Source organism: Rhizobium sp. BK650 (assembly GCF_014195325.1).
GTDB lineage: Bacteria > Pseudomonadota > Alphaproteobacteria > Rhizobiales > Rhizobiaceae > Rhizobium.
The window spans coordinates 23,102-48,600 of record NZ_JACIBK010000012.1 but is presented as its reverse complement, the minus strand read 5'-3'; the positions used below and the strand labels follow the sequence as shown (position 1 = coordinate 48,600).

At 60.2% G+C, this 25,499-nt stretch carries 24 protein-coding genes; 13 read left to right on the top strand and 11 right to left on the bottom strand.

The window, feature by feature from the left end:
* Positions 1-12 precede the first annotated feature (12 nt).
* Positions 13-405, top strand: coding sequence for a Cu(I)-responsive transcriptional regulator (gene cueR / locus FHX15_RS24390; protein ID WP_184400950.1), 393 nt, complete (start codon positions 13-15; stop codon positions 403-405).
* A 44-nt stretch (positions 406-449) separates the two neighbouring features.
* Here the strand turns inward: cueR and FHX15_RS24385 are convergent, their stop codons facing one another.
* From FHX15_RS24385 to FHX15_RS24375, 3 genes are all read right to left on the bottom strand, one after another.
* On the bottom strand, positions 450-758 hold the full coding sequence (locus tag FHX15_RS24385) for a hypothetical protein (RefSeq protein ID WP_184400949.1): 309 nt from the start codon (positions 756-758) through the stop codon (positions 450-452).
* A 130-nt stretch (positions 759-888) separates the two neighbouring features.
* Positions 889-1,584 (bottom strand): dimethylsulfonioproprionate lyase family protein, encoded by a 696-nt coding sequence (locus tag FHX15_RS24380; RefSeq protein WP_184400948.1) that lies wholly within the window; start codon positions 1,582-1,584, stop codon positions 889-891.
* 462 nt (positions 1,585-2,046) lie between these two features.
* A complete protein-coding gene (locus tag FHX15_RS24375) occupies positions 2,047-2,520 on the bottom strand; it encodes a DUF992 domain-containing protein (RefSeq protein ID WP_246779057.1) in 474 nt (157 codons plus the stop codon).
* A gap of 497 nt (positions 2,521-3,017) precedes the next feature.
* On the opposite strand from FHX15_RS24375, the gene FHX15_RS24370 reads away from it, so the two are divergent.
* From FHX15_RS24370 to FHX15_RS24325, 10 genes are all read left to right on the top strand, one after another.
* Positions 3,018-3,851: a formate/nitrite transporter family protein gene (locus FHX15_RS24370; protein ID WP_184400947.1), complete on the top strand. Its 834-nt coding sequence runs from the start codon at positions 3,018-3,020 to the stop codon at positions 3,849-3,851.
* Between the two features lie 8 nt (positions 3,852-3,859).
* Entirely contained in the window at positions 3,860-5,002 is a 1,143-nt protein-coding gene (locus FHX15_RS24365) for an HlyD family secretion protein (protein ID WP_184400946.1), read from the top strand.
* Positions 4,999-6,615: an MFS transporter gene (locus tag FHX15_RS24360; protein ID WP_184400945.1), complete on the top strand. Its 1,617-nt coding sequence runs from the start codon at positions 4,999-5,001 to the stop codon at positions 6,613-6,615. Before FHX15_RS24365 ends, FHX15_RS24360 begins: the two co-directional genes overlap by 4 nt.
* Positions 6,616-6,939: 324 nt before the next feature.
* Complete coding sequence (locus FHX15_RS24355; RefSeq protein WP_184400944.1) at positions 6,940-8,127, top strand: efflux RND transporter periplasmic adaptor subunit; 1,188 nt, start codon at positions 6,940-6,942, stop codon at positions 8,125-8,127.
* A 3-nt stretch (positions 8,128-8,130) separates the two neighbouring features.
* Positions 8,131-11,256 carry an efflux RND transporter permease subunit gene (locus FHX15_RS24350; RefSeq protein ID WP_184400943.1) on the top strand — a complete coding sequence of 1,042 codons (3,126 nt, stop codon included), beginning with the start codon at positions 8,131-8,133 and terminating at the stop codon, positions 11,254-11,256.
* Positions 11,257-11,285: 29 nt separating this feature from the next.
* Positions 11,286-12,536: an oxalate decarboxylase family bicupin gene (locus FHX15_RS24345; protein ID WP_184400942.1), complete on the top strand. Its 1,251-nt coding sequence runs from the start codon at positions 11,286-11,288 to the stop codon at positions 12,534-12,536.
* Between the two features lie 181 nt (positions 12,537-12,717).
* Positions 12,718-13,257, top strand: a complete 540-nt coding sequence (locus FHX15_RS24340; protein WP_184400941.1) for a sigma-70 family RNA polymerase sigma factor — start codon at positions 12,718-12,720, stop codon at positions 13,255-13,257.
* Positions 13,244-14,011, top strand: coding sequence for an anti-sigma factor (locus FHX15_RS24335; protein ID WP_184400940.1), 768 nt, complete (start codon positions 13,244-13,246; stop codon positions 14,009-14,011). The genes FHX15_RS24340 and FHX15_RS24335 overlap by 14 nt, the downstream gene beginning before the upstream one ends.
* A gap of 21 nt (positions 14,012-14,032) precedes the next feature.
* On the top strand, positions 14,033-14,749 hold the full coding sequence (locus FHX15_RS24330) for a Bax inhibitor-1/YccA family protein (protein WP_184400939.1): 717 nt from the start codon (positions 14,033-14,035) through the stop codon (positions 14,747-14,749).
* Between the two features lie 316 nt (positions 14,750-15,065).
* The gene (locus tag FHX15_RS24325) at positions 15,066-16,007 is read left to right on the top strand and encodes a HEPN domain-containing protein (RefSeq protein WP_184400938.1); all 942 of its coding nucleotides are present in this window, start codon (positions 15,066-15,068) and stop codon (positions 16,005-16,007) included.
* A gap of 103 nt (positions 16,008-16,110) precedes the next feature.
* On the opposite strand, the gene FHX15_RS24320 is transcribed toward FHX15_RS24325, so the two are convergent.
* The 7 genes from FHX15_RS24320 to FHX15_RS24290 form a co-directional block, all read right to left on the bottom strand.
* Complete coding sequence (locus tag FHX15_RS24320) at positions 16,111-16,827, bottom strand: amino acid ABC transporter permease (protein WP_210290832.1); 717 nt, start codon at positions 16,825-16,827, stop codon at positions 16,111-16,113.
* Positions 16,827-17,477 carry an amino acid ABC transporter permease gene (locus FHX15_RS24315; protein WP_184400936.1) on the bottom strand — a complete coding sequence of 217 codons (651 nt, stop codon included), beginning with the start codon at positions 17,475-17,477 and terminating at the stop codon, positions 16,827-16,829. The genes FHX15_RS24320 and FHX15_RS24315 overlap by 1 nt, the downstream gene beginning before the upstream one ends.
* Complete coding sequence (locus FHX15_RS24310) at positions 17,470-18,249, bottom strand: amino acid ABC transporter ATP-binding protein (RefSeq protein ID WP_184400935.1); 780 nt, start codon at positions 18,247-18,249, stop codon at positions 17,470-17,472. The genes FHX15_RS24315 and FHX15_RS24310 overlap by 8 nt, the downstream gene beginning before the upstream one ends.
* A 61-nt stretch (positions 18,250-18,310) precedes the next feature.
* The gene (locus FHX15_RS24305) at positions 18,311-19,192 is read right to left on the bottom strand and encodes a transporter substrate-binding domain-containing protein (RefSeq protein ID WP_184400934.1); all 882 of its coding nucleotides are present in this window, start codon (positions 19,190-19,192) and stop codon (positions 18,311-18,313) included.
* Between the two features lie 27 nt (positions 19,193-19,219).
* Entirely contained in the window at positions 19,220-20,371 is a 1,152-nt protein-coding gene (locus FHX15_RS24300) for an NAD(P)/FAD-dependent oxidoreductase (protein ID WP_184400933.1), read from the bottom strand.
* Positions 20,368-21,747, bottom strand: coding sequence for an NAD(P)/FAD-dependent oxidoreductase (locus FHX15_RS24295; RefSeq protein WP_246779056.1), 1,380 nt, complete (start codon positions 21,745-21,747; stop codon positions 20,368-20,370). The genes FHX15_RS24300 and FHX15_RS24295 overlap by 4 nt, the downstream gene beginning before the upstream one ends.
* On the bottom strand, positions 21,744-22,046 hold the full coding sequence (locus FHX15_RS24290; protein ID WP_184400932.1) for a (2Fe-2S)-binding protein: 303 nt from the start codon (positions 22,044-22,046) through the stop codon (positions 21,744-21,746). Before FHX15_RS24290 ends, FHX15_RS24295 begins: the two co-directional genes overlap by 4 nt.
* A 110-nt stretch (positions 22,047-22,156) precedes the next feature.
* Between FHX15_RS24290 and FHX15_RS24285 the strand changes: the two genes are divergently transcribed.
* Both FHX15_RS24285 and FHX15_RS24280 read left to right on the top strand, forming a co-directional pair.
* On the top strand, positions 22,157-23,527 hold the full coding sequence (locus tag FHX15_RS24285) for an MmgE/PrpD family protein (protein ID WP_184400931.1): 1,371 nt from the start codon (positions 22,157-22,159) through the stop codon (positions 23,525-23,527).
* Between the two features lie 289 nt (positions 23,528-23,816).
* Positions 23,817-24,647, top strand: a complete 831-nt coding sequence (locus FHX15_RS24280; protein WP_184400930.1) for an IclR family transcriptional regulator — start codon at positions 23,817-23,819, stop codon at positions 24,645-24,647.
* On the opposite strand, the gene FHX15_RS24275 is transcribed toward FHX15_RS24280, so the two are convergent.
* Complete coding sequence (locus FHX15_RS24275; protein WP_184400929.1) at positions 24,630-25,499, bottom strand: TIGR01459 family HAD-type hydrolase; 870 nt, start codon at positions 25,497-25,499, stop codon at positions 24,630-24,632. The two genes, FHX15_RS24280 and FHX15_RS24275, sit on opposite strands and share 18 nt — an antisense overlap.

Genomic DNA, 25,499 nt, shown 5'->3' with positions numbered 1-25,499 from the left:
AGGAACCAGACGATGAATATCGGCGAAGCTTCAGAACGGTCCGGCCTGCCGTCAAAGACCATCCGCTATTACGAAGATATCGGCCTGATACGCCCCGAGAGGGGCGGAAACGGCTATCGCGACTATGCGGCCACTGACATTCACAAGCTGCGTTTCCTGCAGCGCTCACGCGGCCTCGGCTTCTCGGTGGAGGAGTGCCGCCAGTTGCTCGCCCTTTACGAGGACAAGAGCCGGGCAAGTGCTGATGTCAAGAGTATCGCCGAAGCGAAACTTTCAGAAATCGACCGCAAGATCCGCGAGCTGACGGAGCTGCGGCATACGCTCGAACATCTCGTGCATGCCTGCCACGGCAATGAGCGGCCCGACTGCCCGATCCTAGAAGAACTCTCCGACAGCGCAGCCTGATTGAACCGATGCCGCAAAGCTAAGGGCGCTTGCGCCCCTCGCAATCATGAAGGAGGCAGGCGGACCTCGGCGGCCAGGTGTGAGGCTTCCTCCTGCTCCTCGCCTTCTTCTCCGTGCTCGTCCTCGACCGTCGTCTCGTCCAGTCGATGCTTGATCGCCAGCGTATAGATGACGTCGAGGATATTGCGATCCTTCAGATGAGGATCGGCGAGCGCCAGTAACGAGGCGCGAACGATCTTCTTGCTGGAGGCTTTCGGACAGCGCTCACGGACAAAATCGTAAAGCGCATCACCCACCAGACCCTCCATGGCGCCGTCCACGAGAGCCTCGTAGACCCGCTTCTTCTCTTTCATCTTCTATGTTCCCCGGCAAGTCAGTGGGGCGCATAGTCTGTCATGCAACTGTCACAAACAACAGCAGATCCTCATATGTCGACAATAGACCAGCTGTGCGAACGTGGTGAATTTTGGAGCAAACAATCCGTCAACGCCGCGATCGTCCGATCTCTTCGACATGACACCAGACCGCCAACAGCGGGGCCGTGGTACAACGCATGGCAAAAGACTGTCCCGCCTCGGCCGCAAAGACACCGCCTGCTTTAGTGGAAAACCAGCTCTCTCCGGCAATCGAAAGCTCGCAGGCCGACAGCAATAGGAAAGCCCTCGAAAACCGCTGCACGTGATCTGGGAACCGGCTGTAAGGTTCCATATAGGTAAGGCCGATGCGGATATCTGTCCGGTCTTCCAGTCCACCCGGGCCCACAATGACGCTATGGGCATGAGCCGTCTCGAAGTTCAGGCTTGCAAACGGCCCGCTTCGGCCTCTAATCCACACAAACTCGTGAACGAGGCTGCGAACGCACTGCGCCACCTCGGCGCAAATACCTCCAGTTGCGATTGCATTTTGGAGAGCCGACTCGAGCCCTGAAGGAATGCCTGTATCCTGAAGCTGCTTGTGGTTCAGCGTTCCCGTGCGTTCAAGCTTCTGGAAGACCTTCCCGGCGACAAAGCTCGCCATCGTCGAGGCCGGCGGATGAAGCATCGCGCGTGCCAGAAGATTTAGTAAGTTTTCAAGCTCCGCCGGACGCTCCTCGGCGCCCCGCTCGCGAAGTCTGCGCTTTACCGGCTCTTTCTCGTCGGTGATGAGAAGATCTGCTTCTCGTCTGGGGGTTCTGCTCATGACCTTCTCCCTGGAGCGTCTTCCCTATAGCGCCCAGACCGGCTACGGCAAGGTTTCTGATTGATCAGACCGCAAGAAGCTCGACGCGACTGCGAAAACTCTCCGACATTGCCTTTACCTGAAACGCAAACGACGCCGTTTTCGCCGCAAGCTTCCCGGACGATTCTACCGATATCGATGAGCAGCGCGTGCCGTCCAGGATGTTCCTTTTGGAAGCGGCGAAAGCGGTGCGCTCATTGGCAAGGCCCCAGGAAAACTGAAAGCGATTTCAGATCGACATTGCCAGATCGTTCTTGATATCCCGGCTACGAGAACTGAGCGCAAGGCCGGAGGCCGAGTACCCCTGCGTGGACACAACAGCACGGTCGTTTGGCCGCTTGCGCCGAGATCGCGCCCCCTTGTACGTGCCGGCTTCTCAGGTGCTGCCCGCAAAGCCGGCCCGTCGGGTTCAGTTGACCAGGTTCAGTCAGCGAGCCGCAGCTTCAACGCCGCCACGCCGACGACGAGGTTGACGCCGACATCGCCTTCAAGCGAAACCGGCTGCAGCGAAATGGTCTTGCTCGTACCCCCGACCAGTACGTTGGCGCCGCCGCCGATGCCGACGCTGGCATCGGCCGTGACACCGGCATAATTGCCCTGAAGCCCTGCAATCGGCTCGCGCGTGGCGTTGAAGACGAGCCAGGCCATCCGGCCTTTTTCGACGGTGCCGATATCGAGGCCGAAATCGGTGATCGTACCGACATAATGCTGGCTGGCATCGCCGGAAGCGCTCGGGGTGAAGGTGCAGTCGACATCCTGCTTGGAGCCGACGATGACACCGATGCCCTTGGAAACGTCGCAGTCGAGCTTGCCGACATCGGCCTCGGCGGCGTTTGCAATGGCAGGGGCAGCCAGCGTGGTGGCTGCGAGAAGGCAAAGGGGAATAGTTTTCATCATAGTTCCGTCCGTGTTAGTGCTTCGGCATCAGCGGTGCGGCCAAAGAAGGCTGCTGTTGCCGCCTGATGGTGTCGACGAAATCACGTCGATCGCGGACGAGGATAGGCAGTCCTCCGAGCGGCATGAAATCGCCTGCTCGTTTAGGCAGACCAATACGTAAGTTTAGTTTTGCGGACCCGGGGATCGGTGTACTTTCCACCCATCGCCTGAAGCCTCCTCCTGACAGGCGATAAAGTCTCGGTTAGGCTTCGCCGGTGTCCCTCCCCGCCGCCCGAAGCTACGGATTGCCCGAGGATCCGCAAATGGCCGCCTTCCGCATATCGGAGGCGGCCTTTTTTCTTCGCTATTGGGAACGGCCACCGGAACGGCAAGACCCATCTGAACCTATCGGCAGGCAGTCTAGACGTAGGTATGATTCAGCAGCGCAGCCTATGGGATTAACGTTTGCTCGTTCGGGACCAAGCCCGGTTCGACCGTCACAAACGCGAGCTGCCGTCATGTATCAGGATTCAATTGATCACTTCGCCCGGTCGGGCGAAGAAAAAGCCGATGCCGTCCGTCACCACTTTGCGGCCTTCCTGATCGGGGCGGCCATGGCTGGCGCCTATACCGGTTTCGGCGATATCATCATGTTCACCGCCGGCGCACATGCTGATCCCGCCTGGGCGCATCTTATCATGGGGATTGTCTTTTCCTCCGCGCTTACGATCGTCGTCTTTGCCGGCAGTGAACTCTTTACCGGAACGGCCATGTATATGCCGCTCGCAGTGCTGACGCAGCGAGTTCACATTGCCGATATGCTGCTTGTCTGGGTCACGGCCTGGATCGGCAATTTGGTCGGCGCGATCGTGCTTGCCGGCCTCTTCCATCTGGCCGGCGGCGGCGTGCTTCTGGGTGACGGAAGTCAGGCATTTTTCTCCATTGTCTCGGCCAAGATGTCGGCCGGATCACTGGAGCTATTTGCCCGCGGCATCCTCTGCAACTGGCTTGTTTGTCTTGCCATCTGGATGGCGGGACGCACCGAAGACACCGCTGCCAAGATCATGCTGATCTTCTGGCCGATCACCATCTTCGTTGCCGCCGGCTACGAACACAGCGTCGCCAATATGTTCACCTTCTCGATGGCATTGATGGGCAACCATCCGGCTAATATCACGCTTGTCGCCGCCGCCCATAATCTCATCTGGGTCACGCTCGGCAACCTCATCGGCGGTGGTGTCTTCATGGCGCTCGGCTACTGGCTGCAGGTCCTTGGCACCGGCCATGTCTCCTTCACCCCGGCACCGGTGCGTATCCGCGCGAAAATCCCTACCGACCGCAGCCAAAAGTGAGGTGTGTCATGGCCAACCAGATTGCGATCACCAGCTTTAGCCCGTCCGAGCCTTCCCATTCCCCTCAGGCACCGGAAATACCGGCTGCCCCCGCCTCGGCGACCGTGGTGTCATTGAGGCGGCTCGCCATTCCGCTTTTGGCCATCACTCTCGTCAGTGCGGGGGTGGCGATCGTCAGTATCGACTGGAACCGTTGGGTCGCGGGCGCATCGCAACAATCGACCGACGATGCCGTCGTCAGCGCCGATGTCTCGACGCTGAGCGCTCAGATCAGCGGCATCGTGCGCAGCACCCCGGTCAGCGACTATCAGAAGGTGACGAAGGGCGAGCTTCTGGCGGAAATCGATCCACGGGAATATGATGCTGCGGTCGCCGTCTCGAAGGCCAATCTCGCAGCCGCAAACGCCTCCCTTGCCAATCTCGCAAACCAGATCGAACTGCAAAAGGCCGTCGTGCAGGTGGCAGAAGCGCAGAACGCATCCGCCCGGGCACAAGAGACCCAGACCGAACAGGAGTTTCACCGCCAGACCAGCCTTGGCGGAGCGACCACGCAACAGTTGCTGCAGCAGGCAGAGGCCGCCTATCTGCAGGCGCAGGCTTCAGTTAAATCGACCGCCGCCGCCATCGAGCAGCAAAAGGCCGAGCTCAACGTCCTGAACGGCCAATATCCGCTGCTGCAGGCGCAGGTGAACGCCGCTCAGGCCTCACTGGATACGGCCCTCATCCGCCAGGGCTATACCCGCATCTACGCGCCTTTCGACGGCGTCATCGGCCGCAGGCTCGTCCACGAAGGTGATTTCGTCGCTGCCGGCACCAGTCTCGTGTCGGAGGTTCCGCTTCCGAACGTCTATATCACCGCGAATTTCAAGGAGACGCAGCTTTCCCGGATCACGCCCGGCCGGCCGGCGGAGGTTAGAATCGACACGTTCCCCGGCCAGAGGCTGCATGGCAAGGTGATCGGTCTGTCTCCGGCAAGCGGGTCTGTCTTTGCACTGCTGCCGCCAGACAATGCGACCGGAAACTACACCAAGGTCGTGCAACGGGTCCCGGTCAAAATCGTCTTTGATCCCGGCCAGCCGCTGGTTGAGCGACTGAAGCCTGGAATGTCGGCTGTCGTGACGGTCGATACCAAACCGGGCGTCGATCAATGAGCACAGCTCCCCGAGCCTTTGGTCCGCTGACCCGAGGCAAGACGGCCAGCCGGCCCCTTCTCATCGTCGCAGCGCTTTTGCTCGCCTCCTTCGTGGTCGGCTTCGACACACGCGTTTTTGCCGTCGGCCTGCCGGATATCCGCGGTGCCTATTCGCTGGGCTTCGACGAGGCGTCGTGGCTAAGCACGGTTGCCAACGCCCCGCAGATCCTGATTTCCTCGGCAGTGGCGTGGCTTGCGACCGTCTTCGGCGTGCGGCGGGTGATGATCCCGACGACATTGGTCTATGCTGGCATTTCCCTCATTATTCCGATGGTCCACGACGGGGCGCTGCTCTTTGGGCTGCATGCGGCGCGAGCCCTTCTTCTTGGCGTTTTCATCCCCGCCACCATCATGGTGATCTTTCGTAATCTCGATACCAAGTACTGGCTGATCGGCCTTTCGATCTACGCGCTTCGCGTTCCGCTGTCGCAGAATCTCGGCTTCGTGCTCGTCGGCATCTACGACGATTATTTGGGCTGGCAATGGGCCTACTGGCAGGATGTGATCGTCACGCCGATCATCGCGCTGCTGCTCATCATCGGGGCCCCGAAGGAGGAGGTCAATGTCAGCCTGCTCGAAGGCGCCGATTGGGGCGGCATGATGCTGCTTGGGTGTTCAATGGCGATGATTTACGTCGGTCTCGATCAGGGCAACCGGCTGGACTGGTTCAATTCCGGCATCGTCACTTCGTTGCTTATAGGCGGCGCCATCCTCTTCATCGGCTTCCTGATCAATGAGAGCCTCGTTGCCAACCCATGGGCGCATGCAAGCGTGATCCTGTCGCGCAATATCGGCATTGGCTATGCGATCATCATCGCCTTTACCTTTTCGAGTTCCGGTGCCTCGCTTTCCATTCCAGGCTTCCTGCAGACCGCCCTCGGCTTGCGGCCGATCGCCATATCTGAACTCTATATCTTTGGCGCCGTCATCCCGGTCTTTTTCTTCATTGCCTTGGCGATCTTCCTCTTGCGTCGGATCGATGCACGGCTCTGCATCATCATAGGATTGTCGTGCATGTCGCTCGGCTCCCTGTTAGGATCGCACCTCGCCATCTCGTGGGGACCCTGGAATTTCCTGCCGGTCGTGCTGCTGCACACCGCCGGGCAGTCCTTCGCCTTCTTCGCGACGGTCGTCTATCTGATCGCCAATTCCGATCCCAAACGGTCGACCGCAGTTTCGGCCTATATCCAGGTCATTCGGCTCGGCAGCGTCGAGCTGGCGCTCAGTCTCTTGAACACCTGGCTGCGGCAACGTGAACAGTACCATTCGAATGTCCTGACCGGCCCGATCTCGTCGTCTTCGGACAGTCTCCACGGAGTATTGGCAAAGCTGGAGACGCTGTTCGGCGCCAGCCATCAAGGAAGCTTGAAGGCTCTCTCGACAGTTGCAGCAACTGTCCATGCGCAGGCGAGCGTGCTTGCCTATGCCGACGTCTTTATCCTCTCCTTCTGTTTTGCGATTGCCGGCATTGGGCTGGTTGCCTGCATGGGCACGATGCCCTTCGGACCGCTGCACCCCGATTTTCATAGGAAAGCACCGGCCACCGGCCCTCAGGCCGCGATCACAGGCTGAGCGGGCGACACTCCAGGTGCTGTTGAAGAGCTTGATACGGGCGCAAATGCGTTCCCCGACCGTCTGCGCGCGCCAGCACAATCGGCGCGGATGGCCTGACGTATACCAATGGGAAACCGCGACTAGACCTGCGTATAGATGCGCTGATGCCCGCCCGGTCGTAGCCTCATTACGTCAGAACTGATCGGCTGCAGACACCTCATCTGGACGACAAACACTCGTCCCCCGACCTTCGGGTCAGCTGCTCAATTCACCAGACAGATGCAAAGCCGCCGATGCCGGCGGCGCTAATATTGCGGTCCAACTCTAGCCATGGAGCCGGCAGTGACATCCATCCGCACCGTGATTAAACCCCATCGTCGCCGCAAACCGGCGGCCCTTGCCGCCGCAGCCATTCTTACCATTGCCGGCGGGTCGGCAGCCGCCTTCTGGTTTGCAGGCACCGAGCCGACCGCTGCCGCAACTGAGCCTGGCACGCTAGTGGTGCCGGTCGAGATCGCCGCCCCTGTCCTTACCGACGTTCCCGTCTATCTCGACGGCCTCGGCACCGTGCAGGCGAACTACACGGTCAATATCACGACGCGCCTCGATGGCGAGCTGCAGAGCGTGATGTTCGACGAGGGGCAGGCTGTCAAAAAGGGCGATCTTCTTGCCATTATCGATCCGCGGCCTTTCCAGGCAGCCGACGATCAGGCAGCTGCAAAGATCAAGCAGGACCAGGCCGATCTCGCCAACGCCCAATATCTGCTGACAAAAGATCAACGCCTGTCGCAGCAGCAGATCGTGACACAGGAAACGCTGGAAGAGCAGCAGGCCCAGGTGGCAAGCGCTGAGGCGCAGCTTGCACAGGACCAGGCCGCCAAGGAGGCGGCTGATGTCTCGCTCTCCTATACCGAGATCCGTTCACCGATCGACGGGCGCACAGGTATCCGTCGGGTCGACGCCGGCAATGAGGTCCACACGACCGATACGACACCGATCGTCACCATCACCCAGACGCAGCCGATTACTGTCGTGTCTACGCTGCGCGAAGACGATCTAGATGCGGTGCGCAGCGCACTGGAGACCGGTCCAGTCGAGGTGATGGCAATGTCAATGGATCGGTCGCGGGAGCTTGCCTCAGGCAGCCTCTCGCTGATCGACAACGTCATTGATCAGGCAAGTGGCACGATCCGAATCAAATCGACATTCGAAAACAAGGACGATGCGCTGTGGCCGGGCCAGTTCGTGATGCTGCGGATCAAGCAACAGACGCTGCGAAAGGCCGTGACCATTCCCTCTGCCGCACTTGAGCGGGGCGAAGACGGTTTCTTCGTCTATGTCATCGATGCCACTGGCGCGGCTGCCGTGCGCAAGGTGACGCCCGGCCCGATCGAGAGCGGCCGCGCAGTCATAGAAAAGGGTCTTTCCGGCAACGAACAGGTGGTCACGTCAGGCCAATATCGCCTCGATGTCGGCACCCATGTCAGCATTCAACAGACGGCCGCTTCGCAGGCCGTCAGCAAGGAATAGGCCATGTCTATCTCCTCCTGGTTCATCGAACGGCCCATCGCCGCTTCGCTCTTGATGGCAGCCCTCTTCGGAATTGGCGTCGTCGCCTACCCGCTCCTGCCCGTCGCCCCCCTGCCGCAGGTCGATTTTCCGACGATTCAGGTCTCGACGCAATTTCCGGGCGCCGATCCGAAGACCATGGCATCCGCCGTGACGCAACCGCTGGAGCGGCAGTTCGGCCAGATCCCGGGCGTCACCCAGATGACGTCGACAAGCACGCTCGGTTCGAGCTCGATCACCTTGCAGTTCGATTTATCGCGCGATGTCGACAGCGCCGCCCAGGATGTGCAGACCGCAATCAACGCAGCCGGTGGGCAACTGCCGACGGGGCTCCCTTCGCCACCAACCTATCGCAAGGTCAATCCCGCCGATCCGCCGGTCATGGTTCTCGCGCTCACCTCGGACACGCTGCCGCTGACGCAAGTCGACGATTTTGCCGAAAGCGTGCTCGCCCAGCATGTCAGCCAGCTCGACGGCGTTTCGCAGGTCCTCGTCTTCGGCCAGCAGAAGCCGGCGGTACGCCTGCAGATAGATCCGGGCAAGATCGCCGAGATGGGGCTTTCGCTCGAAGATATCCGCACTGCGGTGATAGGAATCACCAGTAACGCACCGAAGGGCAGCGTGCAGGGTAGCGAACACACCTACACGATCTACGACAATGATCAGCTCTTAAAGGCCGCCCCCTGGAACGACGCAATCGTTGCCTATCGCAACGGAGCGCCGGTGCGCATCAGCGACATTGGCCAGGCGATCGACGGTCCGGAAAACGATCAGCTGGCCGCCTGGGCCGACGGCAAGCGAGCGATCCTCCTGCCGATCTTCAAGCTGCCGGGTGCTAATATCATCGATACGGTCGGTGCGATCCGCGCTGCCCTGCCGCAGCTGCAGGCGATCGCGCCGGCCGCCATCCACCTGTCTATCCTCAGCGACCGGACGACCACCATCCAGGCTTCGGTAGCAGACGTCGAGACGACGCTCATCATCACCATCGCCCTCGTTGTCATGGTGATCTTCATATTCCTGCGCAACGTCTGGGTGACGGTGATCCCGAGCGTGACCGTGCCGCTGGCGCTTCTGGCAACATTGGCACTGATGTATGTCGCAGGCTTCAGCCTCGATAACCTCTCGCTGATGGGCTTGAGCATCGCCGTCGGCTTCGTCGTCGACGATGCGATCGTCATGGTCGAAAATATCCATCGCCATATGGAGATGGACAAGACACCGAGACAGGCGGCCATCGACGGCGCGCGCGAAATCGGCTTCACCATCATTTCGATCAGCATCTCGCTCGTCGCCGTCTTCATACCGCTGCTTCTGATGGGCGGCATCGTCGGCCGGCTGTTCCGCGAGTTTGCAATCACCGTGACGATGACGATCGCCGTCTCAGCGCTCGTCTCGCTCACCATCACGCCGATGATGAGCTCGCGCTTCCTGAAGCCGGAAACAGCTGCCCGCCACGGCAAGCTCTACAATCTCAGCGAGAATATATTCGACGGGCTTCTGGCAGGCTATCGCCACACGCTCGAGGTGGCGCTGCGCCATCATCGGCTGACGATGACTGCCTTCCTTGCTTCGCTTGCGGCAACCGCCTTCCTGTTCGTCAATATTCCGAAGGGCTTCTTCCCGACCCAGGACACTGGCCTGATCACCGGTATCCTCGAAGCCTCGCAGGATATTTCCTTCGCCGAAATGTCGCGCCACCAGATCGAGGCAGGCAATATCGTCGCCAGCGATCCCGGTGTTGCGACCGTGGGCATGGCCGTCGGCGGCGGGGCGGGCCAGACCGTCAATACCGGCCGCATGTTCATCACGCTGAAGCCGGAAGGTGAGCGCGATGCTTCGGCAAGCGAGATCATCAACCGGCTTCGCCCAAAACTCGCTCAGATGCAGGGTGCAGAACTCTTCCTGCAGCCGGCGCAGGATATCAATGTCGGCGGACGCGCCTCAGCCACGCAGTTTCAATATACGCTACAGGACGGCGATGCCGGCGAGCTCGACGACTGGGCAGCCAGGCTGCTTGCCAAATTCAAGACCCTGCCGGAGCTGACCGATGTCGCCACCGACCAGCAGAACGGCGGCGCGACCGTGACGCTTACGATTGACCGCGACCAGGCATCACGCTTCGGTATCGAACCGCAGACTATCGACAACACGCTTTATGATGCCTTTGGTCAACGTCAGGTCACGCAGTATTTCACCGACCTGAACAGCTATCACGTGGTGCTCGAACTCGCGCCTGAGTTCCGGAATTCACCCTTGGCGATCAATGGCCTCTATATCAAATCGCCGTTGACTGGCGAAGAGGTTCCCCTGAACCAGCTCGTCAAGCAGACGAGCGAGCCCACTGCCGTGCTTGCCGTCAACCACCAGAGCCAGTTCCCGGCTGTTACCCTTTCCTTCAACCTGTCGAAGGGTACGGCACTCAGCCAGGCGGTCGCAGCGATCAGCAAGGCGGAGATGGACCTTGGCAAGCCGGCGACCGTCATCGGAACCTTCCAGGGCAACGCACAGGCATATCAGAGCTCACTCGCAAGCGAGCCGCTGCTGGTGCTTGCTGCAGTCGCAGTGATCTATCTGATCCTCGGCGTGCTCTACGAGAGTTATTTCCACCCGCTGACGATCCTGTCGACGCTTCCCTCCGCCGGTCTCGGCGCCCTCGCGATGCTCTGGGCCTTTGGCTTCGACTTTACCGTCATCGCGCTGATCGGCGTGATCCTCTTGATCGGTATCGTCAAGAAAAACGGCATCATGATCGTCGACTTCGCGATCGCCGCTCAGCGCGAGCAAGGGCTTGCACCGCAAGAGGCGATCCGTCAGGCCTGCCTCCTGCGCTTCCGCCCAATCATCATGACGACATCGGCAGCACTTCTTGCCGGCCTGCCGCTGATGCTTGGCCACGGCACTGGTTCTGAGCTCCGCCAGCCGCTCGGTTACGCAATGGTCGGCGGCCTGCTCATCAGCCAGGTGATGACGCTCTACACCACCCCGGTCGTCTACCTCTATCTCGAAAAGCTCAGCGAGCTCGTCAGCCGAAGACGGCCCGCGATCACCGGCGGCCGCCCAGCCCCAACTCAGGCCCCGGCTGAATAACCCCCGATCGACTCGAAAGGAATAAAACCATGGAACCTCTTTCCAGACGCACGGTCCTTGCCCTCGGCGCAATGGGCGGAACGGCACTTGCAGCGAGTGCCGCCCATGCCGCAACCTTCGGCAATCCCGACCAGCCGGCCGAAGGTGCGATCAATGCCAATCCTGCCGGTCTTTCCGATCCCGGACCGAAGAATCCTGCCATCAACGACCAGTTTCCTTCCTTCGAAAGCCCGCCGGCAACCGATATCGGCGACATGCAGCTTTTCTGGGGCTCTTTCAACAATGCAGCAAAGCGCATCCAAAACGGCGGTTGGGCACGGCAGGTGACCAAATCGGACTTTGCAATTTCCGAAGCTGTCTCCGGCGTCAACATGCGCCTCGGCCCCGGTGGTATCAGAGAGATGCACTGGCACCGGGCAGCCGAATGGGCGATCATGACCAATGGCCGTTGCCGCGTGACCGTGCTCGATCCGCAGGGGCGCGCCTATGTCCAAGACGTCGAAGCTGGCGATCTCTGGTATTTTCCGGCCGGATACCCTCATTCCCTGCAGGGGCTTGGACCGGAGGGCTGCGAATTCGTGATCGTCTTCGACGAGGGCGACCAGTCCGAATATGGCACGCTGCTCCTGACCGATTGGCTGGCGCATACATCGCCAGAGCTGCTTGCAAAGAATTTCGGCGTGCCGCAGGAGACCTTCAAGAACATCCCGTTGCAGGATCTCTGGATCTTCCAGGGCAAGGAGCCAGGCCCGCTTTCTGCCGACCAGGAAGCAGTCGCTTCAGCAGGCCTGCCGCCCTACCCGTTCACCTACCGGCTGACGGCATCGGCTCCGTTAAAGCAGAATGCCTCGGGCTCGATCCAGCTGGCAGACAGCTCCAGCTTCAAGGTCTCCAAGACAATTGCCGCCGCGATCGAGACGATCAGGCCCGGTGGCGTGCGCGAGATGCATTGGCATCCGAATGCCGACGAATGGCAGTACTGGATCAAGGGCGAAGGCCGCATGACTGTGTTCGATGCCGGACCGCGCAGCCAGACCGCCGATTTCCGCCCCGGCGACATCGGCTACGTCAAAAGGAGCCAGGGCCATATCATCGAGAATACCGGCAAGACTGATCTGCAATTCGTCGCCGTCTTCAAGGTCGCCGAATATCAGGAAGTGGGGCTTTCTTCGTGGCTGACGCATACGCCGCCGGCTCTCGTTGCCCAGCACCTCAATGTCAGCGTTCAGGACATTGCGAAATTTCCTTCCGACCAGCCGGGGATCATGCCGAAGGGATGAGCCTTGGGATTGTGCCGAAGCGCTGACTTCTTGCATCATGCCTCCAAAACACCACCTTCGCTGTGGCCGACGGCGGAGGTTTTCGAATGGCCCTGTCGGGGCGCGCAGGTCATTTGCGGCCGATTGAAAAAAATCCGCATGCGCGCGGAATAAAATCTCAGGTGTTTTCGTATACTCAATCATGGAACGGAAAGAACGCCCCTTCGATGTCATTGGTCAGCTCGCAGCGCTTCGGCGCTACGCCCGCTCGCTGGTGCGCAATTCGGATGAGGCGGAAGATCTGGTGCATGATGCACTGGTCCGCGCTTTCGAGAAGCGCAAGAGTTTCCGCAGTGGCGCAAACCTGCGCAACTGGCTGCTTTCCATTCTGCACAATGCGCATATCGACCGCGTCCGCCAGAACCGCTCGCTGACGCGCCGCCATGACGGGGCGGCAGTCGAGGCGGAACAATCGCTGCCGGCCGGACAGGAACATGCGGTCCGCCTGCAGCAGGTGCGCAACGCCTTTTTCGATCTGCCGGAAGAACAGCGCGAAGCGCTGCATCTCGTGGCAATCGAGGACTTGTCTTATCAGGAAGCCGCCACTGCGCTCGCCATTCCTGTCGGCACGCTGATGTCGCGCATTTCCCGTGCCCGCGCCCAGTTGCGCGAGTTCGAGGAGAAGACACCGCGCGTCGCGCATCTGAGATTAATTGAAGGGAACGGCAATGAAGGCGATTGATCCAATCATCGATGCCGATCTCGACGCCTACGTGGACGGCGAGCTCGGTGTCGCACGGCGCATCCAGGTGGAATCCTACTTGTCCGAGAATCCGGCAATTGCGGCCAAGGTAATGGCCGATCTCAGCATGAAGGGCGAGTTGCGCCTGGCGCTCGCGGGCGAAAACGCCTTTGGCCGTGCCGAAACGCGTGATGCCGCCCGCAGGCTTGAGCGCGGCCTTTCTTATGGCCGTGTCCTTCATTCAATGCAGCGCATTGCTGCCGTCGGTGTTTTGCTGGGGGCCGGGTGGGTGGCGCACAATTCTTTCGGCGCTTTCACGGCAACCAAAGTCAATGCTTCGGTCCCGGCTCCCGCCTTCGTCGAGGATGCGGTGCGCGCTTATCGAACGGCCGCTCTTCGCCAAACAATGCCGTCGCAGACGGCGCCGACCTATAGCGCCGAGGACATCCGTGCTGCGACGGCGATCGTGATGCCCGAATTGCCAAAGGACTGGAAGGTTGCCGATGTGCAGATCTTCCCGTCGGAATTCGGGCCGAGTGTCGAAATGGCACTCGAGGAGACAGACGGCAAACGCCTGTCGCTCTTCGCCGTCCGGCCTGGCGCCTTCGAGGTGAAGCCGGTCAGTCATATCGCGCTCGAAAAAACAGAAGCCGCCTACTGGCAGATCGGCGAGGTCGCTTATGCGCTGATCGCCGACAACAGCGGCACCAATCTCGATCAGGCGGCCGAACGGCTCGCCCGATCGCTCTACTAGTTCAACCGAGGAGATCAGTTTATGAACCCGATCAATCCCCGTTATGGTTACGGTTCCGGCGCGCAAACGCAGGCCCTTTTCGATGAAGGTCTGCGCCAGCACATGCTGCGCGTCTACAACTACATGGCACTTGGCCTAGTGATCACCGGCATCGTCGCCTTCATTGTGGGCTCGACGCCGGCGCTTTACGTCCCGATCTTTCAGACGCCGCTCAAGTGGGTGGTGATGCTGGCACCGCTCGCCTTCGTCTTCTTCTTCTCGTTTCGCATCCAGTCGATGTCGTCGAGCACCGCACAGATGACCTTCTGGGCCTTCTGCGCCGTGATGGGTCTGTCGCTTGCCTCGGTCTTTCTGGTCTTCACCAAGACGAGCATCGCTCAGACCTTCTTCATCACCGCTGCCATGTTCGGCGCGATCAGCCTCTATGGTTACACGACCAAGCGTGATCTCTCGAAGATGGGCTCCTTCCTGATGATGGGCCTGTTCGGCATCATCATCGCCGGTATCGTCAACATCTTCCTTGGCTCGTCCGCGCTGCAATTCGCCATCTCGGTGATCGGCATTGTCGTCTTCGTCGGCCTCACCGCCTACGACACGCAGAACATCAAGGAACAATATTCGGAAAACTACGATCAGGAATCGAACCAGAAGCTCGCCGTCTTCGGTGCTCTGTCGCTCTACCTGAACTTCGTCAACATCTTCCAGCTTCTGCTCAACTTTACGGGCGAGCGGGAATAAGAACCGCGCTTCTGGGGGCAATGGAAGCGCACGAGCGCCCGGTTCAAAATCTGTGACAGGATGACGGATCGGGTGCTCACCCTAGAGGAAACGGCCGGGCTAGATGTCCGGCCGTTTTCATTTGTCTTTTGAACTTGGTGCACGGACCCATAAATTGTCGGACGCGGCTCTTGCCGCCGGCACCCTAATATTTCTTTGCCTTTTGACAGAGTGAGTTTTGACTCGAGCAACCTGGACAGTTCCAATCGCTTTGATTGATTTGTTGATAAGATTCTCGTAAAACGTTTAGATGCGAAACATCGGGTGAGCCGTTACGATGGACACGATTCCCACCGAAGGCTTTGATGCGGCTTTGACCCTGACCGATACGCTCGACCATCTTCCAGCAAAAAAGCGGCGCGAGCTTGCCCGCGTCCTGGAGATCGTCTTTGACGAGGTCGAGCAGTTCCGCGCCACCAAATTGTCGGCCAAGCGGGCAAATAACCGGATCCTGAAGGTCATCCTTTACGGTTCATATGCGCGCGGCGACTGGGTGGAGGATCGGTCGAGTGGTTATCGCTCCGACTACGATCTCCTCATCGTCGTCAACTCCGAGAACTTTGCTCAGGAACAGGAGCTGTGGCTGTCGCTCGACGAGCGACTACTGCAGGAACAGATCGCCCACCGGATCGAAACGCCGGTCATCCCGATTGTCCACAGCCTGCACGATGTCAACGATCAGCTGTCGCGTGGCCGACCGTTCTTTGTCGATATCGCAAGGGACGGAAAGGTGCTCTACGAAGAGGAAGGCCATTCGCTTGCCCAGCCGAAGCCGCTCACGGACGTCGCCGCGAACGCCGAGGCGCAACGATATTTTGAGCAGTGGAGTCAGCTTTCGAGAGAAGCCGTTATTGGCGCAGAGCTTATTCTCGCAAATAATATCTGGCGCGACGGCGCTTTCATGCTCCACCAAGCTACCGAACGTGCCTATCACTGCGTTCTTCTAACCCTCACGCTCTACAGTCCGAAATCACACCGCATCAAGGTGTTGCGTTCCAAGGCCGAGGACGTCGATAGAAGACTTGTCGAGGCGTGGCCACGCGACAATCGCATCGCTCGCCGGCGGTTCGAACTTCTGTCCCGGGCCTATGTCGAAGCCCGTTATTCGCCGAACTACGAGATCAGCGCAGAGGACCTCGCATGGCTCGTCGAGCGAGTGAAGGTACTCCAGGAAACGGTTACGCTGATATGCGAAGAGAGGCTGGCGAACGCCGGTTAGGTGGAGCGAAGAGCGGGCGTCGACCAGATGTGAATCGTCACATTCAGCGGCATCGCCGCATACCTTTTCATCCCGTTCCCTCTTGGCGACAGCAAATAGGCCGTCACGAAGACAGTTTGGCGGGGGTCAAGGCATCGGTCGGTGATGATGGTGCTTTCGAAGCAGGGAAGCGGAAGCGCCATTCGATGTGACGGGCTACGAGCGAGGCCGGCCAGGCAAGGCAGAAATAAAGCACTGCCGTGAGCGCAAAGACATGAAGAGGCATAAAACTTTCCGACATGATTTCACGAGAGGCTAACGTCAATTCTGGGACGGCAATGAGGGCAGCGATCGAGCTGTCCTTCAAGAGCGACACGAGATTGATCAAGAGCGGAGCGACTGTGTGGCGGATCGCCTGCGGCAGGAGGATCAGGCGGAAAGTCTGAAACGGCGTCAGTCCGCTTGCGAACGCTGCCTCCCGTTGGCCCCCCGGGATCGCATCAAGGCCGGCTCGGAACACTTCCGATAGATAGGCCGCATAGACCAAGGCAAGCCCGATCACGGCGGCCGCCTCCGCCGGCAGTGTGATCCCTGCACCCGGTAACGCGAAATAAATCAGATAGAAGATGACGAGGATCGGTAGGCCGCGCGCGACGGCTATATAGACGCGGGCGACGAGGCGTAACGCCGCCAAACGGCGCGAGCGAAAATATTCAAGCACGAGCGCCAGCAGGAACGCGAGGCAGAAGCCTGCTGCCGTCAGCACCAGCGTCTGACGCAGGCCTGAGAGCATGCGCGGCCCCCAATCCCCGAGATTGGCCAAGATCGTATCGAAAAACATCACGGTGTCTCCAGTTTGCGTTCCACGAGGGAGACCGATCCGGCGACAACCATCGTCAGGACAAGATAGACGGCTGCAGCACAGCCATAGATCAACGCGGTTTCGAAGGTTTCGTTGACCAGTTGACGCGCGTTGAACATCACCTCTGGCGCTGCGATTGCCGCAACAAGCGAGGTGTCCTTGACAAGGCCAACGGCGTAGTTCCCAATCGACGGAAGGGCGAGCCGCAGGCCCTGCGGCAAAATGATATGCCTGAAGCAGGCAAAGGGGGTCAGCCCTATCGATGCGGCGGCCTCCTTCTGACCAACGGGAACCGACTGGAAGCTCGAACGGAAGATATCGACGGTAACAGCGCCGCCGATCAATCCGAGCCCCGTAACCGCGGCTACCATTGAGGAAAGCCTGATCCCCGCCGCCGCAAGCCCGAAATAAAGAAGAAACAGGAATGTCAGGCTCGGCACGTTGCGCAGAGCCTCAACATAGATACGGATCGGTAGATGAATCCAGCGGCTCTTCGACAGGACTGCGATCGTCGCAAGGCCAAGACCGATGACGATCGCCACGCTCAGGGCTCCGATCGTCACTTCGACAGTGACCCATGCACCCGTCAACAGTGCTTCGGTAATTCTCTGCAGGAGGAGCTTATCCATCGCGGCGCCTTCCCTGCGACAGGTTCACCAGGAATTGCCTGAGGCGTGGCGATTGCGGATGATCGAGAAGATCTCTCGCCGGTCCGTGCTCGACAACGCGACCGCCATCGATGAAAAGGATGCGATCGGCGACTTCGCGTGCGAAGGCGATTTCGTGGGTGACGAGCATCATCGCCCTTCCCTCCACCGCGAGTTCCTTGATGACGCTTAAAACCTCACCCACGAGCTCTGGATCAAGCGCCGAGGTCGGCTCGTCGAACAACAGGAGCTTGGGTTGCTGGGCAAGTGCCCGGGCGATCGCCACGCGCTGCTGCTGACCGCCGGACAGGCGCTCGGGCATCTCGTCGACCTTATGGCTGAGATGGACCTTGGCGAGCATCGCCTCCGCCAGGCGGCTGGCTTCGCCGCACGGCACACCGCGTACCTTTCGCGGCTGCAATGCGACATTGGCGCGAACGCTCAGGTGGGGCCACAGATGGAAATGCTGAAACACCATGCCGATCTCGGCGCGCTGCGGCGCGAGCTCCAGATCGCTCATGCGACGACCGTCCGCGTGTCTGCCGATTGCGCGCCCATCCAGGCGGATATCCCCCGCCGTCGGGGGTTCGAGATAGTTGATGGCCCTAAGGCAAGTCGACTTGCCTGAGCCACTCGGGCCGATGAGTGCGACACGTTCACCGCGACTGAGCGCAAAAGACACGTCACTCAGGACCGTGTGGTGACCATAGGCCTTGCCGAGGCCGACGACGTCGAGAAGATATTCGGCGGCCATGTCCGCCTCCTTGTCGAAATGAGAGGAAGATGAGCGGCCGGCTTGACCGGCCGCGACCCAGCTACTTCCCGCAAACCGGCGGTGTCCAGTCGGCCGGTCGGTCGATGCCGACGCGAAAATTCACGGCTGAGGGAGTGTAGTTCGCTCGATTGAGATTGCCGTAGCGCTCGCCGATCGCGTTGATGGTGCAGGAGGTCCAGAGGTCACGGATCTGCGCACTCACCGCAGCCGCGAGCGGCGCGTTCTCCTTCGACAGGCCAAAGACATATTGCCGTCCGAGACCGGTCAACAGCGGATAGTCAGGATTGTCATCAGTGAAGGGCAGGTTGACCAGCCCCCAGCCGGGGTTCTTGGCAAGCGCGTAGTCGATCACCGGCGGGTCGCCGACAAGCGCTTCAATACGACCGGCGAGAAGATCGCGCAGGGCAGCGTCGGAACTGTCATAGAGCGACAGCTGGAGGCCGCTGATCCTCCTAAGCTCGGGCAGGAAGGAAAACCCGGTCATCGACCCGACCTTGCGGTTTTCAAGATCCTTCAGCTCGTGCCAGGCGGCTTCCTTGGGCGAGGTGATGCCATTCTGGAAGTAACCGGTCGGGTCGGTCAAGGACAACGTCTCGGCACGCTGTTTCGTCCAGGCGACGTTGCCGCCGATAATGTCGACACGGCCGGTTTGCACGGCGGCGATCGCACCCGACCATTCCATCGGCACCGGTCGGATCTTTAGATTGAGCCGTTCGGCGACGATCTGCAGGATATCTCCATCATAACCGGCAAGCTTGCCGTTGCGTGTCACTAAACCCGGCATGTCGCCGGTGATGGCAACCGACAGGACCCCGGCTTCAACAAGATGATAGGCAGGATCCGTCGCCACCGATGGATCCGCTTGGAGTGCGACGGCGAACCCAATAGCGCCACCGAGCAATCCACAAATGAAATGCTGCATGTCTGTTCCCTCATTTGTTCATGGTTGTCAGGCTGAATAAGGACCTGCCGCGGGCGATGCGGCAGAGCGCTTCTCGAAGCGGCTCATCGAGAGCCCATCGATATCTGTCGGCGAGTGACCGCAGAGACTGAGTTCGGCGAGCACAGCACCGACTGCGGGACCGAGCTGGAAGCCGTGACCGGAAAAGCCGAAGGCGTGAAAAAGTCCCTTAACGCGCGGGCTCGGCCCGACCACAGGCAGGCCATCGGTCATGCGCCCCTCTATGCCTGTCCAGGTCCTGACGAGCAGAACGTTGGCAAGCTGCGGGACCATGGCGATCGCCGATCGCGCTGCCTCCCGCGTGACGTCGGCAAGAGGCCTTGCCTTCAATCGGTCTCGGTCGGCAACCCCGAGCCCGCTTCCGAAGACGACGCTTCCCTGCCGGGTCTGGCGGATATAAATGCCGCCGCCACAAATGCCGAGATTGGGGCCGATCAGCGGTGCAATTGGTTCCGTCACAGCCATGTTTGGCGCCATCACCGTTTCGTCGACGTAGTCGCCGAGTAACGCTGCGATTGCAGCGCCCCAGGCGCCGGCGGTATTGACCAGCCGACGCGCCCTAACCGGAACCGGATCGCCCCTGAGCCATAGCAGAAAGCCCTGGTCCGAGACCTCGATCTGATCGACGGCGCAGCACTCCCGGATATCAGCGCCGAGAGCGGCGGCGGCCCGCGCGAAGGCCGGAGCGACAAGGCGAGGATTGGCCTGGCCATCTTCAGCGCAGAAGGATCCCCCGGCGTAGGTCGGCGCGACATAAGGGAAGCGCCGGCGCAGGTCGGCGGCGCCCAAGAGATCGGCCTCGATTCCATGGGTATGAAGTTCCGCCTTGTGGACCAAGAGATCGTCCATGTCCGTCTCGTCACGTGCGAGCTTCAGATGGCCGGTCACCCTGAATTCGCAGTCACTGCCGACCAGTTCATGCAGATTTCCCCAGATCGAACGGCTGCGGCGGGAAAGCGCGAGTTCGGCCGAGTGCCGCCCCTGCTGGCGCACGCCGCCATAGTTCACACCGCTCGCCTGGGCGCCGCAGCGACCGCGCTCGAGAAGCACGGCCGAGCCACCCATGCGGCATGCATGCAGGGCTGTCGAACAGCCAGCGAGACCACCACCAACGATCGCGATGTCGAAGGACGCAGTCATGCTCCAACCTCCGTCAGATCCCGCAGAGGGATCGGCTTGATCGGCGCCTGGCCGCGCAGCCGGCCGACCGCGCTCACATCTATCCGAGCAACCGTCGCAATGAGCTCGGTGGCCGCTGGTCCGCAGATACGCCCCTGGCACCGTCCCATCCCGAGGCGGCAGAAGGCCTTGATACGATTAATGTCGAATTCGCCGGATGTGACGACGGTGTGGCGGATATCACCTGCTGTCAGTCCCTCGCAGCGGCAGATCATCGTCTTGTCCGGTAACGTTCCGGCGATATCAGATGGAAACGGAAAGGCGCGGTCGAGGGCATTACGGAAGCGCATCGATCTTGCAATCATGCGCCGGTCGCGGCTCGCTATCCCTTCGTCTCTGTGTCCAGCGTCCCGAAGCAGGGCCGATGCTGCCAGCCTACCACTCGCTGCGGCAACAGCGCTCCCGCGAACAGAAGCCCCATCCCCTGCAAGATAGACATTCGGGATCGACGAGCGCCCGTCCATGTCGATCGTCGGCAGCCATTGCCTCTGCTGCGAATTGAAATAGAAGTCGACGCCGAGGAGGTCGGCGATCTGGGTCTCCGCTTTCAAACCGTGCCCCAGCGCAAGCGCGTCACAGCCGAGGAATAGTCGGCGCGCTCCGTGGCGGAACGCCAATCCGTTCACGCGCCCATCACCTGCACGCGTCACCTCTAGGGGAACGACGCCCGTCAGCACCGGAATGCCGCGGGCGTGAAGCCAGGCGATATAATAGAGACCGCGCGCAAACGTTGCGCCGCCAGATGCCAGTGCTGGCAGGAGCGACAGATTGTCGAAAGGTTTTGCAGTCTCGAGCACGGCCGGGACATTCGCCCCCGCCTTGGCATATTGATAGGCGACCAGATAGAGGAGCGGTCCGGTGCCTGCAAAGATGACGTTCCGACCAATCAACGACGCCTCGGCTTTGAGGGAAATCTGGGCGCCACCGAGACTGTAGACGCCGGGCGCCGTCCATCCCTCGGTCGGTAGTACGCGGTCCATGGCACCGGCCGCGACGATCAACCGGGACCAGGGCTGGACGAACGCGCGCCCGCGGTTCGCCAAATGGAGCAGACCGGTTTCGGCGCTCCAGACTGTCGTTTCGGATCGATAATCAACGGCGGGATTCAGATCTGCGACATCGGCCCGGAAGGCCTGTTCTCGCCTTGCATCGAAACCATAAATATCGCCGGGAGGCCGCAGGAATTCCGGATGAGGCTGACGAAAGATCTGACCGCCCGCCGCCCGCCCTTCGTCTATCATGACGGGACGATGACCGGCATCGGCGATCATCGTGGCCGCAGCGATGCCGGCCGGACCGGCGCCGATGATCACGATTGGCTGTGCCTGTTTCATCATAGCGCCTCCTGCAATCGAGTCAGAAGACGCATGTCAGCTTCGACCTCACTTGTGCACGCCCGCAGACGTTCACCACCCTCGCGCCAGAGCCAACAATCCTGGCAGGCACCCATCAGGCAGAAACCGGCTCGGACTTCGTCCATGAATTCGAACTCGCGGACGTGACCGGGATCAGACCTCAGGGCTGTCAACACGGTTTCGCCGACACGGGAGCGCACCAACCGGCCGTCAACGAAGATGTTGAGTGAGGTCCCCTCGCGTATATCAGGCCGAACCCGGCCGCCTCTGACCAATGCCATGATTAAACTCGCCACTCCGATTCCGTGTTGACAAGATCTATATCCACAATATGAATTTATATATTCACAGCTATTCGGGCAATCGGCTTCTAACCTGGGATGTTCTAAAGTTGACTACTACCTGTGAGAGTAAGGCGCATGATGAGATGGCCTTCGTAACCAGCCACCTCGCAACCCTGTGCACGTCGGTTTCAGTCGCACCGGCTCACGTGCTGGACGCCACCCGACGAACGCTTGTCGACACGATCGGTGCCGCCGCTGCTGGAGCCGCAACCAAGGCTGGAAAGGCTTCCCTGATAGGTGCTCCGCTCGTTTGGGGAGGCGGAGACTGCAGCATCTGGTTTTCCAGACGGCGCTCGACCGCTGCTGGAGCCGCCTTTGTTAACGCCACCTTCGCTGCTGCGCTCGATCTCGACGACGGCCATCGACTGGCCTCCGGCCATCCGGCCGCTGCCATCGTCCCCTCGGTGCTCGCCTGCGCTGAGCACAGCGGAGCAGGCGCGGTAGCAATCTTGACCGCCATCGCGCTTGGCTACGAGGTAGCCGTGCGTGTATCGGGTTCGCGCGATATCGATGCGCTTCGAACTACCGACAGCGGCCTATGGTGCGGATATGGGGTCGCGGCGGCAACCGCGTGGCTATGCGGGCTTTCGGCGGACATCATGAGTCATGCACTCGCGATCACGGGCCAGACGTCCACGTCTCAGCCTGCGACCGGTTTCACCCGCATCGGACATACGGTGAAGGAGGGAATACCGTGGGCGACGGCAAACGGCATCCAGGCGGTGATGCTGGCCAAGGCCGGTCATCGCGGACCTACCGACATATTGGATGACACCGACATCTATGACAGGGAACGCCTTGTTGGCTCGCTGAACGACGCTTGGGCGATCGAGGGCGCCTATTTCAAACTCTACAGTTGTTGCCGCTGGGCCCATGCTGCGATCGACGGGGCGCTGGCGCTTCAGGTTCGAATGTCGTTACGCGGGCGCGAGATCGATACGATCCTCGTGGAGACCTTCGAAAGAGCACTGTCCTTACCCAATGTTCCAGACCCCTCAACGAGTGAGGCCGCGCAATACAGCATACCCTTTTGTGTTGCGCTCGCGCTCGTCCATGGCGAACAGGCGCTGCTGCCACTGAAGGAAGAACATCTGGGCGACGCTTCCGTCATCGCGCTCGCCCGTCGGATCAAGCTTGTAAGCTCCAGGAATTATGAACATGCCTTTCCTGCATCGACCCCGGCGCGCGTGACGATTGTGGGGAAGGGTCTGATCGAACAGCAAGAAGTGCTCTCACCGCGAGGCGAGCCGCTGAGCCCGCTTGCCCCTGCGATGTTCGAGGCCAAATTCCGAGCTCTTACGAAAAAATCCCCGGTTGACGGGAAGCAGGCCGAGGCACTGCTTGAGGCGGCAAGCCGATTTGGCATCGACCGCGGATCCTCCGATCTCTACAGCGCCCTAAGCGTATACAATGCATAGTCACCTCTCGCTTGCTCTGGTTGCCGGTTTGAGACGGCCGCGGGAGGCAATTCTTATGCTGTAAATATTTGGTTTCAAAAGGCAGGCAGTTCACGAACTGAAAGGCCGCTTCTTAAAAGGCTTCTCGCCGAAATTTCCAATCCTTCTGCCGCTCATGGGCTCGACATAGCCGATCTGGCGGTAGGGGAGCTCGGGGAGTCCCGCGTGTGCCCGACCCGTGTCCTCTCAAGCGTTTACAATGGCGCCGTGTCGTATAAGGAATCACACGGGACGTGGAACGAGGACCGACATGGCGAAGGAAGATGGTACGGCGACGGGCACGCAGCTGCTCGACAGGGCGGTGGCGATCCTCAAGCTCTTAGGAGACAGTGGGCAAACCGGACTGACCATGACCTCGATCGAGGAGGTAATGGGACTAAAACAGCCGACCGTGCATCGCATCGTCACGGCGCTCGAACGCCACGGGCTCGTCGAACGCGAACGGCAAACCAAGCGCTATCGGCTCGGCCTTGCACTGTTTGCGATGGGTGCAACCGCCGCCGATGGCACGGGCCTGCGTCAACTCGCTCGCCCTGCCCTGATGCGGCTTGCGGCAGCAACCGGCGACCCGATCTTTCTGATGGCACGTTCCGGTTTCAACGCAGTCTGCGTCGACCGTCAGCAAGGATCCTATATGATTGATAGTCTGACCGGCCATGTCGGTGGCCAGATTCCGATGGGCGTCGGGCCGGCGAGCCAGGCAATCCTGTCCTTCCTACCGGAAACGGAGATTGAGATTGTCCTTGCGACCAACGAACCGCTCTTCGGAAAATACGACGGCTTGACCGTCAGGAAGGTCAAGGATGACATACAAAAAATTCGCCAGACTGGATTTGCCCTTGATGACGGCGAGCTCGTAGCCGGAATTTCCGCAATCGCCCTGCCGATCCTGCCACCAGGGCGCGATGCTGTCGCTTCGATTGCGATCAACTTGACGAGCGCGCGTTTGACGCCGGAGCGCATTCCTGAGCTTGTGACCCTGCTTTCACAGGAGATACGTGGCATCGAAGCTCGGCTCAATCCGCTTGAAGACCAGAGTTCGAGTGTCAGATCGTTGCCTACGTCAACGCCGCGCTCGTGAGGGCCAGCCTAGCGATGGTAAGACGAAATCGGGTTCGACATCGTGCTGCCGGAAGAGCTCCAAGAGCATGAAATGGTCCACGCCACCCGCAGGGGTCAGGCAGTTCTTGTGGACGCCGGTCAGCACAAGTGCCGTGTCGAGGCCAGCTCGCTGACCGCCGACGATATCAGTTGCGATACTATCTCCGATCGCCAAAGTCTGCTCCGGAGATAGGCAAAGAACCCCTAAGGCCTTCAAATATGCGGCCTGAAAGGGCTTTCCATAAGAGATGACGCGCCCTCCGAGCATTTCATAATCCCGTGCCAGCGCACCCGCACAAATGACCTTTTTGTCGCCGATGAAAACCTCCAAGTCGGGGTTAGCGCAGATCATCGGCAGCCTGCGGGCAAGACAGGCAGGAAGAAGCTTGCCTGTTAGTGTTTCATCTTCGGGCCATCCGGTGGCAAGGACGAAATCCGCCGTATCCAGGCTTCTGGACGCATTCATCGGAAGACCCGACGTGAGGCCCGCCAACTCCATCGGTCCGATGTGAAAATAACTGGATCCTGCCGGAAATTCGAAGAAATCATTAAGCGCCTGATAAGTCAGCTCGCCCGACGTGATCAGCCCCTGATACAGATCGCGTCCGATACCCATCGCATCCAGGCGCTTAGCAACCTCGTCGGCTCGGCGGGGCGAATTCGATAGAAGGCAGGTCTTAATGCCTCTCTTTTGAAGTTGACCAAGGGCTGCGCGTACCCCCGGGAACGCCGAGACTCCATCATGGATAACCCCGAAAACATCGAGAACGACGCCTCTGTAGGAAGCCGCAAGATCCGACACTGGGATCATTTCCACCGTGGGGACGGCCAT

Coding starts and splice junctions, on each gene's coding strand:
- cueR (WP_184400950.1), top strand. CDS start 13: ATGAATATCGGCGAAGCTTCAGAACGGTCCGGCCTGCCGTCAAAGACC.
- FHX15_RS24385 (WP_184400949.1), bottom strand. CDS start 758: ATGAAAGAGAAGAAGCGGGTCTACGAGGCTCTCGTGGACGGCGCCATG.
- FHX15_RS24380 (WP_184400948.1), bottom strand. CDS start 1,584: ATGAGCAGAACCCCCAGACGAGAAGCAGATCTTCTCATCACCGACGAG.
- FHX15_RS24375 (WP_246779057.1), bottom strand. CDS start 2,520: ATGATGAAAACTATTCCCCTTTGCCTTCTCGCAGCCACCACGCTGGCT.
- FHX15_RS24370 (WP_184400947.1), top strand. CDS start 3,018: ATGTATCAGGATTCAATTGATCACTTCGCCCGGTCGGGCGAAGAAAAA.
- FHX15_RS24365 (WP_184400946.1), top strand. CDS start 3,860: ATGGCCAACCAGATTGCGATCACCAGCTTTAGCCCGTCCGAGCCTTCC.
- FHX15_RS24360 (WP_184400945.1), top strand. CDS start 4,999: ATGAGCACAGCTCCCCGAGCCTTTGGTCCGCTGACCCGAGGCAAGACG.
- FHX15_RS24350 (WP_184400943.1), top strand. CDS start 8,131: ATGTCTATCTCCTCCTGGTTCATCGAACGGCCCATCGCCGCTTCGCTC.
- FHX15_RS24345 (WP_184400942.1), top strand. CDS start 11,286: ATGGAACCTCTTTCCAGACGCACGGTCCTTGCCCTCGGCGCAATGGGC.
- FHX15_RS24340 (WP_184400941.1), top strand. CDS start 12,718: ATGGAACGGAAAGAACGCCCCTTCGATGTCATTGGTCAGCTCGCAGCG.
- FHX15_RS24335 (WP_184400940.1), top strand. CDS start 13,244: ATGAAGGCGATTGATCCAATCATCGATGCCGATCTCGACGCCTACGTG.
- FHX15_RS24330 (WP_184400939.1), top strand. CDS start 14,033: ATGAACCCGATCAATCCCCGTTATGGTTACGGTTCCGGCGCGCAAACG.
- FHX15_RS24325 (WP_184400938.1), top strand. CDS start 15,066: ATGGACACGATTCCCACCGAAGGCTTTGATGCGGCTTTGACCCTGACC.
- FHX15_RS24320 (WP_210290832.1), bottom strand. CDS start 16,827: ATGTTTTTCGATACGATCTTGGCCAATCTCGGGGATTGGGGGCCGCGC.
- FHX15_RS24315 (WP_184400936.1), bottom strand. CDS start 17,477: ATGGATAAGCTCCTCCTGCAGAGAATTACCGAAGCACTGTTGACGGGT.
- FHX15_RS24310 (WP_184400935.1), bottom strand. CDS start 18,249: ATGGCCGCCGAATATCTTCTCGACGTCGTCGGCCTCGGCAAGGCCTAT.
- FHX15_RS24305 (WP_184400934.1), bottom strand. CDS start 19,192: ATGCAGCATTTCATTTGTGGATTGCTCGGTGGCGCTATTGGGTTCGCC.
- FHX15_RS24300 (WP_184400933.1), bottom strand. CDS start 20,371: ATGACTGCGTCCTTCGACATCGCGATCGTTGGTGGTGGTCTCGCTGGC.
- FHX15_RS24295 (WP_246779056.1), bottom strand. CDS start 21,747: ATGATGAAACAGGCACAGCCAATCGTGATCATCGGCGCCGGTCCGGCC.
- FHX15_RS24290 (WP_184400932.1), bottom strand. CDS start 22,046: ATGGCATTGGTCAGAGGCGGCCGGGTTCGGCCTGATATACGCGAGGGG.
- FHX15_RS24280 (WP_184400930.1), top strand. CDS start 23,817: ATGGCGAAGGAAGATGGTACGGCGACGGGCACGCAGCTGCTCGACAGG.
- FHX15_RS24275 (WP_184400929.1), bottom strand. CDS start 25,499: ATGGCCGTCCCCACGGTGGAAATGATCCCAGTGTCGGATCTTGCGGCT.